At 45.7% G+C, this 13989-nt stretch carries 10 protein-coding genes; 8 read left to right on the top strand and 2 right to left on the bottom strand.

Features of this window, described 5'->3' with window-relative positions:
• Nucleotides 1-33: 33 nt before the first annotated feature.
• Together AB4Z17_RS02160 and gucD are read left to right on the top strand one after the other, a co-directional pair.
• Nucleotides 34-966 carry a hypothetical protein gene (locus AB4Z17_RS02160; protein WP_441957884.1) on the top strand — a complete coding sequence of 311 codons (933 nt, stop codon included), beginning with the start codon at nt 34-36 and terminating at the stop codon, nt 964-966.
• Nucleotides 967-999: 33 nt separating this feature from the next.
• Complete coding sequence (gene gucD / locus AB4Z17_RS02155) at nt 1000-2457, top strand: alpha-ketoglutaric semialdehyde dehydrogenase GucD (protein ID WP_441957882.1); 1458 nt, start codon at nt 1000-1002, stop codon at nt 2455-2457.
• A 173-nt stretch (nt 2458-2630) separates the two neighbouring features.
• Here the strand turns inward: gucD and AB4Z17_RS02150 are convergent, their stop codons facing one another.
• Together AB4Z17_RS02150 and AB4Z17_RS02145 are read right to left on the bottom strand one after the other, a co-directional pair.
• Nucleotides 2631-4259: a response regulator transcription factor gene (locus AB4Z17_RS02150; protein WP_441957880.1), complete on the bottom strand. Its 1629-nt coding sequence runs from the start codon at nt 4257-4259 to the stop codon at nt 2631-2633.
• Nucleotides 4249-6072, bottom strand: coding sequence for a sensor histidine kinase (locus tag AB4Z17_RS02145; protein WP_441957878.1), 1824 nt, complete (start codon nt 6070-6072; stop codon nt 4249-4251). The genes AB4Z17_RS02150 and AB4Z17_RS02145 overlap by 11 nt, the downstream gene beginning before the upstream one ends.
• Nucleotides 6073-6263: 191 nt before the next feature.
• On the opposite strand from AB4Z17_RS02145, the gene AB4Z17_RS02140 reads away from it, so the two are divergent.
• The 6 genes from AB4Z17_RS02140 (at nt 6264) to AB4Z17_RS02115 (ending at nt 13193) form a co-directional block, all read left to right on the top strand.
• On the top strand, nt 6264-7625 hold the full coding sequence (locus tag AB4Z17_RS02140) for an ABC transporter substrate-binding protein (RefSeq protein ID WP_441957876.1): 1362 nt from the start codon (nt 6264-6266) through the stop codon (nt 7623-7625).
• Nucleotides 7626-7719: 94 nt separating this feature from the next.
• Complete coding sequence (locus AB4Z17_RS02135; RefSeq protein ID WP_441957874.1) at nt 7720-8592, top strand: carbohydrate ABC transporter permease; 873 nt, start codon at nt 7720-7722, stop codon at nt 8590-8592.
• A gap of 55 nt (nt 8593-8647) precedes the next feature.
• On the top strand, nt 8648-9532 hold the full coding sequence (locus AB4Z17_RS02130) for a carbohydrate ABC transporter permease (RefSeq protein ID WP_441885103.1): 885 nt from the start codon (nt 8648-8650) through the stop codon (nt 9530-9532).
• A 126-nt stretch (nt 9533-9658) separates the two neighbouring features.
• Nucleotides 9659-10522: an ABC transporter permease gene (locus AB4Z17_RS02125; RefSeq protein WP_083681842.1), complete on the top strand. Its 864-nt coding sequence runs from the start codon at nt 9659-9661 to the stop codon at nt 10520-10522.
• 43 nt (nt 10523-10565) lie between these two features.
• Entirely contained in the window at nt 10566-11468 is a 903-nt protein-coding gene (locus AB4Z17_RS02120) for a carbohydrate ABC transporter permease (protein ID WP_441911977.1), read from the top strand.
• Nucleotides 11469-11540: 72 nt separating this feature from the next.
• Nucleotides 11541-13193: an extracellular solute-binding protein gene (locus AB4Z17_RS02115; protein ID WP_339205056.1), complete on the top strand. Its 1653-nt coding sequence runs from the start codon at nt 11541-11543 to the stop codon at nt 13191-13193.
• Nucleotides 13194-13989: the final 796 nt, after the last annotated feature.

The following is a 13989-nucleotide window of genomic DNA, read 5'->3' as shown; positions in this document are numbered from 1 at the left end:
ACATACATGGAATGATTCGAGGGGGAAACAACGATGAACAAAGCTCAAGCGTTTGCGGCTAGTCTTGGCTTGCCGGACAAAGAACAGTATCAGCTCGCGACAAGCGTAAAAACATTTGAAGATGGAGCCCATTACCGTGTGGAAATCCCTTCGGTAGAGGGCCCTGCAATAATGGAGAGCGTTATTGCAGAAGCCAAACAATGGGGACTAACGGTCAACCGCGTCTCTCAGGGCAGCGGAATTATGCTGTTAAGCGATTCCGAAATTAACGATATGGTTCAAATGGGCATGGCGGAAGGGATGGAGGTATGCCTCTTCGTTGGGCCGCGAATGAGCTTCGATATCGGAGCGATGTCTCTTAGCAGCAGCGGAAAGCTGCTAGGCGGGCGGCACGCCGGAATGGATCAGCTGCTCTATGGATTGGAAGAAATATTTCGTGCGGCTGAATTAGGCATTCGAAGCGTTCTTGTGGCGGATGAAGGCTTATTATGGCTGATCAATCAAGCGAAAATCAAGGGACAGCTGCCAGCCAATTTAGTCGTTAAGATTTCAGCGTTGATGAGCCCAACCAACCCTGTAAATGCTCGGATTTTTACGGAGCTTGGCGGGACTACTTTGAATTTGCCTGGCGATATTACTCTGCCGCAGCTGTCATCGATTCGAACCGTGGTTGATGCTCCGATCGATCTCTATATTGAGTCGCCGGACGATATGGGCGGTTTTATCCGCAACTATGAAATTCCGGAAATTGTAAGAATCGCTTCGCCAGTTTATCTGAAATTCGGGCTTCGAAATGCTGTTAGCGTGTATCCGGCGGGTATTCACAACAAGGAGCTGGCCATCGCGCAGTGCAGGGAGAAAGTGCGCAGAGCTCATTTGGGCATTCAAGTTCTCGATCGATATCATTCGTCTGCCATTCAATCCGACAAGTTTGCCGAAGGGCTGGGAATTCCCTCAGTGCACTAATGCGATAACCCAAGGGATGGAGTGAATAGAGAAATGGCTACAGAGCAGACTTATTTAAACTTTATTGATGGAAAATGGAGCGTATCCGCAACCGGAAGGTTGACGGAAAGCATTAATCCTGCGAATTCGTCTGAGATTGTCGGATATGTGCAGGATTCCAACGAAGCGGATCTTGAGCTTGCGGTGAGCGCCGCTAATCGTGCCAAAGAAGCGTGGCGCCGGCTCTCGGGCGCAGCGCGGGGCGATTATTTGTTCAAGGCAGCCAACCTTTTGGAGGCAAGACTGGAAGATATAGCTGGAACTATGATGCGCGAGATGGGCAAGACCCTTGCGGAATGTAAAGGTGAAACGGCTCGTGGAGTTGCCATTCTTCGTTATTATGCCGGTGAAGGCATGCGGAAGACAGGTGACGTTATACCTTCAACTGACCCTGAGGCGATCATGTTCACAACTAGAGTGCCTCTAGGTGTCGTAGGTATCATAACGCCGTGGAATTTTCCGGTTGCGATCCCGATGTGGAAAATGGCACCGGCGCTTATTTATGGCAATACGATTGTCATAAAACCAGCCATTGAAACGTCGATTACGGCAGCAAAGCTGCTTGCATGCTTTGAGGAAGCAGGCTTTCCGTCTGGCGTTGTCAATATGGTCACAGGTGACGGTGCTCTAATTGGTGGCGGTATTGCCAATCATTCCAATATTCAAGGTATTACCTTTACAGGGTCCAATAAAGTAGGGAAGCAGATTGGCCAAGCGGCTCTTTCACGTGGAGCCAAGTATCAGTTGGAGATGGGCGGAAAAAATCCGCTTATCGTCGCTGAAGATGCTAACCTCGATCTTGCCGTAGAAGCAGCGATTAGCGGTGGACTGAAATCTACTGGACAAAAATGTACAGCTACGAGCAGGGTCCTCGTGCAAGCCTCTATTTATGAAGCGTTCCGGGCGAAGCTGCTGGATCAAGTTAAACAATTGAAGCTGGGAAATGGGAAGGATTCCACCACATGGATGGGGCCTTGTGCCAATGAAAAGCAGCGTAATACCGTTCTTTCCTACATTAATAAGGGAATCGCGGAAGGAGCTAGCCTCCTCTATGGCGGAAGCATACCGGAGGATGAGGAATTGTCGAATGGCTATTACGTGCAACCGACCGTCTTCGAAAATGTAACCGTGGATATGACGATTGCCAAGGAGGAAATTTTTGGTCCGGTACTGGCGCTCATACCTTTTGTGGACTTGAAGGAGGCCTTATCGCTGGCCAATGACGTGGAATATGGACTGAGTGCCTCTATTTATACACAAAATATTAGCCATATACTAACCTTTATCTCTGATATGGATGCAGGCTTGGTACGCATAAATGCGGAAACGGCAGGTGTGGAGCTGCAAGCACCATTTGGCGGAATGAAGCAATCCAGCTCGCATTCGAGAGAGCAGGGGCAAGCGGCAATCGAATTTTTCACCTCAATTAAAACCGTTTTTTTGAAAGCTTAATGTAAATAGGAAAACAAGTAAGTCCCAGTGAGGCAAGAGCTCACTGGGACTTTTTAACTTAACTTTCACAGTTTGAAATCGATAGTAGAGGAGAATGTATTAACTTTAATTTTTAAGATTTTCAGTGGCCTCTTGCCGTCGTAGTTTTTTTGTTATGCGGCACACGGCTTGAGTCAACCCGCATTGTAGTTTTTTTGATATTGCCGCGGCGTAAGCCCCGTCCATTTCTTGAAGGTTGAGCTAAAGTGACGTTCCTCCTGATAGCCGACCAGCTTGGAAACCGCATAAATTTTATAGCTTTGGCGCAGCAGCTCCTTCGATTGCTCTACGCGGTATTGATGCAAATAGTCAAGGAAGTTAACGCCAAGCTCTTGCTTGAACAATGAGCTTAAATAGGAATTGCTGACGAAGGTTTCCTTGGCAGCAAGCTCTAGTGTGAGATTTGTATTGTACTTTTGCTTAATCAGCTCAATGGTAGCATGCACAGTACGATGCAGTGACTTCTGGTTCGATACAGCCTCGACGATGCTTTGCACGATTTTTTGAAGGACGACGGAGCAGTCATCAAGCGTCTCCATGTTAGGGATTTGCTCGATCCAGTTCACGAAGCTGTCCTGCCATTCGATAGAGGCAACTTTGCGCTCTTGGGCGAATTTTTGCAGCTCTAGAATAAGACTTGTGGAGCGCAGATGAACCTCAGCTTTGGAATAGCTCGAATTGTTCCGAATATGCGACATGCTCGCTTCAATGGCATCGACTGCCTGCTCATAATGCTCGTTCTGCAAGGCGAGAAGCAGGTCTTTCTCGAGTCGATGCAAATAAGCATCGTCTAGAATGGAGCTTTTGGCAGCGGTCTGCTTACCAGCCTCGGCATGAAAAAAAATGCCGCCTCTTCCTTGATAGAATCTGGCTTCCATCGCTTCAATCGCTTGCTGGTAACCGATATGCGCATAATCAACCGAAGCAGCTGCAGAGCTGATTGATATGCTGATCGAGAGCTTCAAATAAGCTTCAAGATTAAGCTGGAGCTCCTTCATAGCACCTTCAATCGCCTCGTTGGTCGTATTTTCCGGATAATTTCCGATCCATAACATCTCGTCGCCATGGCGAAACACCTCAAGCTTGCCATCGTACAACGGCCGAAGGGTTTCACCTGCAATATTCAGCAGCGCATAACGTATAAGCTCCAAATCACGTTTGGATGCGGTGACGTTCTGCGCCTTGTTGGAGTCAATGCGGATCAGACCGACTTGAATGGGTCCGCACGAGAGCGCCATGTCCACTTCGCTCATTACGCTGGATCGATCCTCCAGAGGCATGAGCGGATGCTGAACCCATTGCGATAAAATCTGATTTTTCAGCAGATGAAGGTTGCGGTTCCAGCTGCGGTTAAGGGCATTTAAAGCTTTATCTTCATTTTCGGATTGTTCAATTTTTTGCTTTAAGTCCAGAATTACACGAATAATATCATGCGGCATACAAGGCTTTAAGAGGTAGTCCGAAACGCCAAGCTTGATCGCTTCCTTGGCATACTCAAACTCATTGTAGCCGGTAAGCAGCACAGAATGAAATTCATGGCCGGCTGCTTTGGCTTCACGAATAAGGTCAAGACCGTTTAGAAAAGGCATACGGATATCGGTCAGCAGCAAATCAGGGGGATTGTTATGAATCATTTCCAAAGCCTGTTTGCCATTCTCCGCTTCTCCGGCAATCTCAATGCCATACAGCTTCCAGTCGACAAGTGTAAGAATGCCTTCTCGGAACGATTGCTCATCCTCTGCAACGATCATTTTAAGCACCATTTCCATTCCCTCCTTGTTTAATTCGCAGTTGCACCCTTGTGCCTAAGCCTTCCTTGCTTACGATCTCGAATTCTGCCTGTTCATAAAATAAAGCGAGCCTCTCCTTGATGTTAGCCAGTGCCATCCCAGAGTGAGCGTCATCCGTTTGCAAGTTGCGCATCGGCTCCTCTACGGTTGGTTGATTAAGAAGATGTACCTGCTTCTCCGGCATGCCAGGCCCGTTATCGGTGACTTCAAGAATAATAAGCGAGTCCTCTGTATAAGCCTTGATGTGAATATGTCCATTTCCGCCTGAGGGCTCGATGGCATGGATAATCGCATTCTCGACGAGCGGCTGCAGGAGCAGCTTAGGCATACGAAAGTGCTCAATCGAGGGCTCCAAATCAATCTCAAAATTAAACCTCGTCGTAAATCGTTTCTTTTGCAAAAATAAATAGTTTCGTACCAGCTCGATCTCGTGCTTCAGCTCTACAAAATCGTTGCCGCTATTCAGGCTTAGTCGGAACACTTGGGAGAGTGAGAGGACCATCTCGGATATTTCTTTATCCCCCTTCTGCACGGCGCTCCAGTTTATCATATTTAAAGTGTTGTATAGAAAATGTGGATTAATTTGCGATTGCAGCGCCTTCAGCTCGGCTTCCTTCTGCTTCAGACGCGAAGCATATACGTCATCAATTAAGGTTTTAATTCGTCCAACCATCGTATTGTACAAATGGCCGAGTCTGCCGATCTCATCGTTGCCGTTGAAGTGTACCCTCTGCGTAAAATCCCCCGTTTGGAGCGCCCTCATGGAGAACATCAGCTTTTTCATCGGATTCGTAATAATGCGGGCAATGACCCAAGAGACAATAATCGTGATAAGCGTAACGATCGCCATGATCGAGAAGGTGACGGAGCCGATATGCTTTAATTCGAGCACCAGCTTGCTGCGATCTTGGATAACGACAGTACGCCAGCCGGTAATATCCGATAAGGAATCTGAAACGATATAATGTTCATTTTCCTTAAGCAGCGCTAATCCTTCTGCGGGTTCAATGGCAGCTGTATTCATCTGATCGAACACAGGAAGCATTGTTATCGGTTTGCCAATCATGCGCAAATCAGTTGAGGCGAGTATGGTGCCTTGATCATTCATTACAAACTGTGTAGCTTCCTCATCGTCATGATATAAGGATTTGCTTAGCTTATCTGCGTCCATCCCTATAATTAAAAGGCCGCTTCGAACATAGTTGTAAAAGTTTTTGTATGGCTTCACTAAAACGATCTTGTGATGGGTATCACCAAGCAAAATACCATCCGAAGGATAAAACATATCCCATATTTGTCCTGATTCTGTATTAGCGAGCCTCTCATAGTAACGCGTTTTCATAAAACGCTCAAGGCTGATAGCGCTTGCAATACCGGTCTGTGTAATCGCAAACGGCTGAGCGGGCACATCATCCTTCGTAGAGGGATAAAGCACTAGCGATTGGATCGTTTCGCCGGTAACCATAAGCGGCAGCAAATTTTTGAACACTTGATCACGGCGCTGCTGCGTGTCGCCATTCATAACCATGCTTTGAACGGTCGGATTTAGAAACAAGTAATTAGAGAAGCTTAACGTGTTTTTGGCAAAATAGTCGAGTTGATCCTTTGTCTTGATCGCCATGTTCATTTGAGATTGATGAAGCTTATCGACCACTTCTCCCGAGGCAATGTAATAAGAATACAGCCCGGTAATCCCAACGGTTGCAATCAGAAGGGGAATGACTAAGGTAAGCAGTTTCCGTTGCAGCGTAATATGTCGAAAGGGAGTAAATAAGGATCGCATCATGTTCACCTGTAGCATTCAGATTTGTGACTTCAGTATACCAAGAAATAAATCCAGTTAGGCTGATTTTGGGAATGATCCAAAAAATGAGGCATCTATTCTTAAATTTGGATCATATTTTGTCGCAGATATAACACGTTATAATGGGGACAGAACAGGGAACGCCTGCTCAAATAAAAAAAGGTGGGGTAGCGATGAGAAAAATATGGATTTCGCTAGTAGCAATAATGATGGTTTTTACAGTAGCAGCATGCAGCTCCGGCAATAATGGGAAAAACGGAGGCAGCGAAGCGACGAATAGTCCAACGAATGCAGCAAAAGAAACGGATGCGCCGAAAGAGAAGGAGCCGGAGCAGGTAACACTTAAGTTTTTCACAGCGCTGGCTGACCGCTCTAATGGTGCTGGTAAAATCGAGCAAGCAATCATTGATAGTTATATGGCAGAAAATCCAAATGTGAAAATAGAAGTAGAAGCGCTTCAAGATGAGCCTTATAAAGCGAAAATTAAAGTATATGCATCAACAGATGCAGTACCTGACATTATCCAGGCGTGGGGCCAAACATCTTTTATTAAACCTTTGATCGACAACAACATGCTGCTTGAGTTAAATGAAGCAGATTTTGAGAGCAGCAACTTTGTACCAGGTGCAAAAGATGGATTCTCCCAAGACGGCAAACTATACGGATTGCCGCGCGGTACAGATTTCTTGGTTATCTACTATAACAAGAAAATTTTTGACGACAATAACTTAACGGTTCCAACAACAACGGCAGAATTGCTTGAAGTATCCAAGCAGCTGAGAGCAAAAGGTATTAACCCGCTTGCAACGAACGCAATGGAAGGCTGGTCTCTGCCAATCTGGTTCGAGTATGCAGCACAGCGCCACACAGGCAATTTTGACAAAATGGATGCGGTATTGAAGGGTGAAGCTAAATTCTCAGGCGACGCTGACTTCCTTGCAGCAGCACAAGACATCGCTGCACTGGCAGAGAACAAAGCGCTTGCAGACGGCTTCATGACAGCAGATTACGGCACTTCCCGCAACTTGTTCGGGCAAGGCCAAGCGGCAATGTTCGTGATGGGCAACTGGGAAGCAGGCCTTGCAACAGACGAGAACTTCCCTGAAGATTTCCGCAATAACGTAGGAGCGATCTCTTACCCGGCTTCTGACAAAGGCAAAGCAACAGATGTAGCTGCATGGTATGGCGGCGGTTACTCCGTATCCAAAACATCGAAGCACCCTGAAGCAGCAGTCGCTTTCTTGCAATATTTCTTCAAGCCTGAGAACTGGGCGAAGCAAGTATGGCAAACAGGATCAGGCACTCCGGCTCAGAAGTTTGATCAATTCCTGACAGGCAACGAAACAGCGCTTCAAAAACAATTGGTTGGCATTTTCAGCGCTATGACTTCTTCCAGCGGTACACCGGTACATGATAACGGTACGGATGAATTCAAGACAAAAGTAATGGAAGCTMACCAAAAGCTGTTTGGAAAACAAATTACACCTGAGCAGTTCTTAACAGAAATGGACGCAGCTGTCGGTGTTCTGAAGTAAACAAATGAGCTAGTTAGCTGATGGGGCAGCCGAATTCATTCGGTCTGCCCCGCCTTCTACCAAAGAGAGAGCGGGGAGAACCATGCACAAACTGATGAGCAATCGCATCACCATTTTTTGGCTAGTCGCACCGGGTTTTATGCTGTTTCTCTTCATGGTTTGCTTTCCTATCATTATGAGTGCATATTACGGTACGACGAATTGGACAGGAATCGGTGCTTACGAGTTCGTTGGACTCGAGAATTACCAAAAGATTTTGTTTCATGACAGCGTTTTTTGGCGTTCATTGCTTAATGCCCTGCTGCTGCTTGCAGCTACGCTTCTGATTCAACACCCGATTGCGCTTTTGTTCTCCATATTTGTAATGCATGCAGGAAAGCTAGAGAAATGGTTTCGGGCTATCTTTTTTATACCAGCAGTGATTTCAATCGTTGTTACTTCGAAAATGTGGGTAAGCGTATTTCATCCGAACTTTGGGATGTTAAATAAATTGCTTGAAGGCGTTGGTCTAAGCACCTGGAAACAGGATTGGCTGGGCGATTCAAATATTGCCATTTGGTGCATTATCGTTGTGGTCATGTGGCAAGGCTTTGGTTATGCGCTTCTGCTTTATTACGCCGGACTTCAAGGCATACCAAAGGATATATATGAGGCGGCAGAGCTTGATGGAGCTGGAAGAGTGAAGCTGTATACGCGTGTTATTATCCCACTTCTCTCGCCAATGGTTCGAGTTGCAGTTGTCATCGCGGTTACGGCTTGCTTGAAGCAGATGGAAACCGTATTCCTCATGACGAACGGAGGACCTGCCAATACGACACAATTTATTGGTAATTACCTATATAAAACGGCGTTTTCCTCGTCGCTGTACGGCTATGGAAACGCAATATCCGTTGTGTTCGTTATCATTTGTCTCATTATTACGGTAGCGATGAACAAAGCGTTCAAAAAAGATGTTGGTGAGTTTTAATACTCACCCTTGTATATGGACATTTGGTATATGAATTATTTTAGGAGGCATGCCCGTGGAAGCTCTTGCAGCTAAGACCAATCGCCAAGCGAAAAACGGCAAGAAGAAGGACGCCGCATCGCCCGCATTAAAGGTCATTCTTCATCTCGTTTTATGGGTCGTAGCGCTTCTGCAAATTTTTCCGCTCATTTGGCTCATCAATTATTCCTTTCTGAAGAGCGGAGATTTTTTTGGCAGCGGCATATTAAAATGGCCCAAAACATTTGAATGGAATAACTATGTGAATGCATTCAATTACGGGAGCGTTCCAAAGTTTCTATTAAACAGTGTTTTTATTACGACCGTAACCATCTTGGTTGCTGCTTTTCTAGCGCTTATGCTCGGCTATGCGTTCACTCGAATGGAATGGAAGCTGCGCGGTCCTGCGATGGCGTTCATTATGCTCGGTATGATCGTACCGATTCATGCGACTTTGCTGCCGAACTTTATTTTGTTCGACAAGCTGAATCTCATTGATAATCCTTTGTCCTTGATCCTTCCTTACATTGCTTTCTCGCTGCCAATAAGCTTGCTCATTATTTCGGGTTTTCTTGAAACCATTCCGAAGAGCATAGAGGAGTCGGCGGTTATGGACGGCTGTTCGGTCTATGGCGTTATTTTCCGCATTATTATGCCGATGACGAAACCTGCCATTGCGACGGTTTGTATTATGAACTTCATCAGCTGGTGGAATGAATTCATTATGGCCAATACATTTCTAACATCCGAAACCTTCAAGACGCTGCCATTTTCCATTATGAAGTTTACCGGTCAGTACTCTTCCAATTATGGCGCACAGTTCGCTGTAATGACCATCATCGCTTTGCCGACAGTTATCATCTATTTGTTGTTTACAGAGCAAATGTCACGCGGAATTACGGCTGGTGCAGTTAAGGGTTAAATGAGGAGAGTATAAGGAGGCTGAGGTAGCGTGCAAACACCTGTTACGGCAAATGCAGCAGTAAAGAGCTCGCGAAGAGAGAAACCGCTGTGGCGGCGGTTTCTGGCGCAATGGCAAGTACAGCTCATGATATTTCCAGCACTGATCTTTATACTCGTTTTTAATTATTTTCCGATGTACGGTGTCTTGATGGCATTTCAGGACTACAGCTTATTTAAAGGTTTTTTTGGCAGCACATGGGCGGGTTTTAAACATTTCGAAATGTTTTTTAACTCGCCGGATTTTTATAGAGTCATTCGGAATACGATTGTGATCAGCTTGCTTAAGCTGGTCATTAACTTTCCGGCTCCGATTCTGCTTGCCCTGATGTTAAACGAAGTAAGAAATATGGCTTTCAAAAGAATCATTCAAACGATCAGTTATTTGCCTCACTTCTTATCATGGGTTATCGTGTCTGGTTTTACGATCTCCATATTGTCCGTGGATAATGGCAGCTTAAATATTTCACTGCAAGCGCTTGGGCTTATTGATAAGCCGATTAATTTCTTGTCTTTGCCCGAATATTTCTGGGGAATTATCGTGACGACGAATTTGTGGAAGGAAATCGGATTTGCAACGATTGTTTATTTAGCAGCTATCGCAGGCGTGAATCCCAGCTTGTATGAAGCGGCTTCTATTGATGGTGCCAGCAAATTTAAACAAATATTTTTGATAACGCTTCCATCGATTACTCCGGTTATTATTATTTTTCTAATTCTGAACATCGGAAGCTTATTGAATGCAGGGTTTGATGATTTGCTCTTGCTCGGCAGGAGTGCAATGCTCCGAGATGTGGCGGACGTCATCGATACGTATGCTTACCGGGTAGGCATTATTAATAACCGCTTCTCGTATGCGGCCGCTGTTGGTCTGTTTAAAGCGATTATAAGTGTAGGCTTGCTGACGATGGCAAACTACATGGCTAGGAGAGCAGGTTCAAGCCTATGGTAATTCAGCGAACTTCTATCAATATTCAGAAAAGTGGTGAAGCCTAGTGAAGCTGAGCAGCAGCGATAAAGTATTGCAGGTTTGGATTTATATTTTACTAGTGTTACTTGGGCTCGCTACGCTGTACCCGTTCTGGAACTCCGCGGTGATCTCCTTTAACGAAGGGCTCGACACGGCAAAAGGCGGAATAACGTTATGGCCAAGGGTGTTCACGATTGATAATTATAGAATCGTATTTCAAAATAACCGGATTATTGATGCGTTCCTAATCTCGGTGTCCCGTACCATTGTCGGGACGTTGATCTCTATTTTCTTAACGGCCATCTTCGCTTATGGCTTGTCCGTTAAAGGCGTTATCGGCAAAAAGTATTATATGATCTTTGCGATTATTACGATGTATTTCAGCGGGGGACTTATTCCCTTTTACCTGCTGAACCGCGAGCTTGGCTTAATGGATACGTTCTGGGTTATGGTCATTCCGACAGCGGTAAGCGTGTGGAATATGATTATATTCCGTACCTTCTTTATGGGGCTGCCTGATGGACTAGAGGAATCTGCCAAGATCGATGGAGCCAGTACGTTTGGGATCTTTTTCAAAATTGTATTGCCTTTATCTGGGCCTGTTTTGGCAACGCTTTCACTATTTACGGCTGTCTATCACTGGAATGACTGGTTTACAGCTACTATTTTCATTAATGACGCTAAGCTATATCCAATTCAAACTTTACTGCAGCAAATTATGAACTCCAACACGATGAGCGAGCAGCTCTCGATCGCTTCACAAGGAAGCGGTGCCGCCTCAGATGCGTTAAGCAGAATGCAGAGTGTGACGAGCAAATCCTTAACGATGGCTACGATGATGGTAGCGACGATTCCTATCGTTTTGGTGTATCCGTTCGTACAGCGTTTTTTCGTAAAAGGCGTAATGATCGGCTCCTTAAAGGAGTAATGCGGGTATTCGACCTTAGCGCTTAGGTGTTGGGTATGAGTATATATATTAAAAATTGGGAGGTTTACGAACATGAAAGGAAAAAAGCTGTTAACTGTGCTTATGACCGCTGGTCTTGCCGGTACTGTGCTTCTAGCTGGCTGCTCCAGCAACGACGGCGGAAAATCAAGCAATTCGGGCAATACAGGTAAGGAAGGCACGAATAAAACAGAGACTAGCAATGGATTTGTTTTGGGAGAAACACCGGTAAACTTTTCTTATTATGTTCATTATGATTGGTGGACTACGGAGCCGTGGGGTGCTAATCCGAATAGTAAATGGGTACAAGATAATCTAAAAGTAACTGTAGAGCCTATTCAATCTGGCGGCGCTGCAGCGCAAAAGCTGAGCACGATGATTGCGTCGAAGGAGCTTCCGGGTGCAATTATGATGGACCGGGGACCTGAAGTAGAACGACTGAGAGCTGCAGGAGCGCTCGTTCCGCTGGATGATTATATCGACAAATATCCGAACCTGAAGAAATGGGCAGGCGAAGAGACGCTAAACATGCTCCGCTCGAGCGACGGCAAAATCTATCAATTCCCGAACTGGTATACAGCAGCGCCTACGGGGAACGGCGGCTGGTTTGTGAACAAGAAAATTTACGCAGACCTTGGCTCACCGAAGCTTGAAACAATCGATGATTTGTATGCTTACTTAAAGCAGGTCAAAGATAAATATCCGGACGTGATTCCATTAGAGGTAGGCGGAAACGGCTCGGGCGTTGAGGTCATGTTCCCTAGCTTCCAGGAGGGTGCAAACGGTGCGTTCCATTCGATGAAAGCATATCCTAATGGGGATAAGTTTGATACGATTTACAACAACGAAGCTTGGAAAGAAACGATGCTGTTCGCAAGCAAGCTATTTAGAGAAGGCCTTATGACACAGGATGCGATGACTCAAAAGGATGATCAGGTAAAAGAGAAGCTTGCAACGGGCAGAGTAGCTGTATTTGTTGGCGGTAATGCGACTAATGTGGGACGCGAAGGCCATAACGCATTAAAGGCAAAAGATCCAAATGCAGGTTATGAATTTATTTGGCCAATTGCTAAATCAGGCTTGGATAAAAACAAAATTTATCCAAACGGTTATAACGCACTAGGCTGGAACGTTAACGTCATTACAACAAGCGCTAAAAATCCAGAAGGTATTTTTGCGTATTTGGATTGGATGACGGGCGAGGAAGGCACTCGTATCATGTTCTTCGGGCCAAAAGGCTTGTACTGGGATGAATTTGATGCGGATGGCGCACCGATTCCGAATGATAAATGGTTCAGCACGCCGCAAGAAGAGAAGGACAAAGATAAGCTGGAAGCCTATGTATGGGCAGGAAACGCAACCTTTGTAGATACGAGCAAGCAAAAGATCGAGCAAACGCTGCCGGAAGAACAACGCAACTGGGGTTCGTTGGCACAGCTTAACATTGCATGGAAAACATCAATGAATATGACGCAATTCAATAACATTGATCCGGCTCCAGAGACGGATGAAGGAATCATTAATCAGCAGGTGACGGAAACAGCGAACGAGTATTTCGGAAAAATTCTGTTCGCGAAAAGCGATGCAGAGGTGCTTAGCTTGATCGAGGAAGCGAAAAAGACTACAACCTCGCTTGGCTTCGATAAAGTAAATGAGTACCGTACAGCAAGATGGCAAGAAAACCTTGCTTTGATTAACGGCAAGTAATTGTTGTAAATGAGCGAGCTCAGGAGGGCTGCTTCTAGGTAGGATTTTACCTGGGAGCGGCCTTCTTTTTGTTGTTGTAAGCGCAAATAGGTTCCTATAGCAGTGATTTGCACGTTCGCCGACACCGGAATGAAGCTGTAAGCACGTATACGTTCTTAAACTGGACAAACTGAGGTTACTTTGCAGCTGTAAGCGCAAATAGGTTCTTACAGCAGTGATTCGCACGTTCGCCGACGCCGAAAAGAAGCTGTAAGCACGCATACGTTCTTACAGCGGACAAACTAAGGTTACTTTGCAGCTGTAAGCGCAATTAGGTTCCTATAGCAGTGATTCGCACGTTCGCCGACGCCGAAAAAAAGCTGTAAGCACGTATACGTTCTTACACTGGACAAACTGAGGTTACTTTGAAGCTATAAGCGCAAATAGGTTCCTAAAGCAGTGATTCGCACGTTCGCCGACGCCGAAAAAAAGCTGTAAGCACGYATACGTTCTTACAGCGGACAAACTGAGGTTACTTTGTGGCTGTAAGCACAAATAGGTTCTTACAGCAGTGATTCGCACATTCATCAACGCTGGAATGAAGCTGTAAGCACGTATACGCTCTTACACTGGACAAACTGAGGTTACTTTGCAGCTGTAAGCGCAAATAGTTTCCTAAAGCAAGTGATTCGCACGTTCGCCGACGCCGAAAAGAAGCTATAAGCACGYATAYGTTCTTACACCGGACAAACTGAGGTTACTTTGCAGCTGTAAGCGCAAATAGGTTCTTACAGCCGTGGTTCGCACGTTCGCCGAC

This window comes from Paenibacillus sp. TAF43_2 (genome assembly GCF_052113545.1).
GTDB lineage: Bacteria > Bacillota > Bacilli > Paenibacillales > Paenibacillaceae > Pristimantibacillus.
This window is presented reverse-complemented; position numbering and strand designations above follow the sequence as displayed.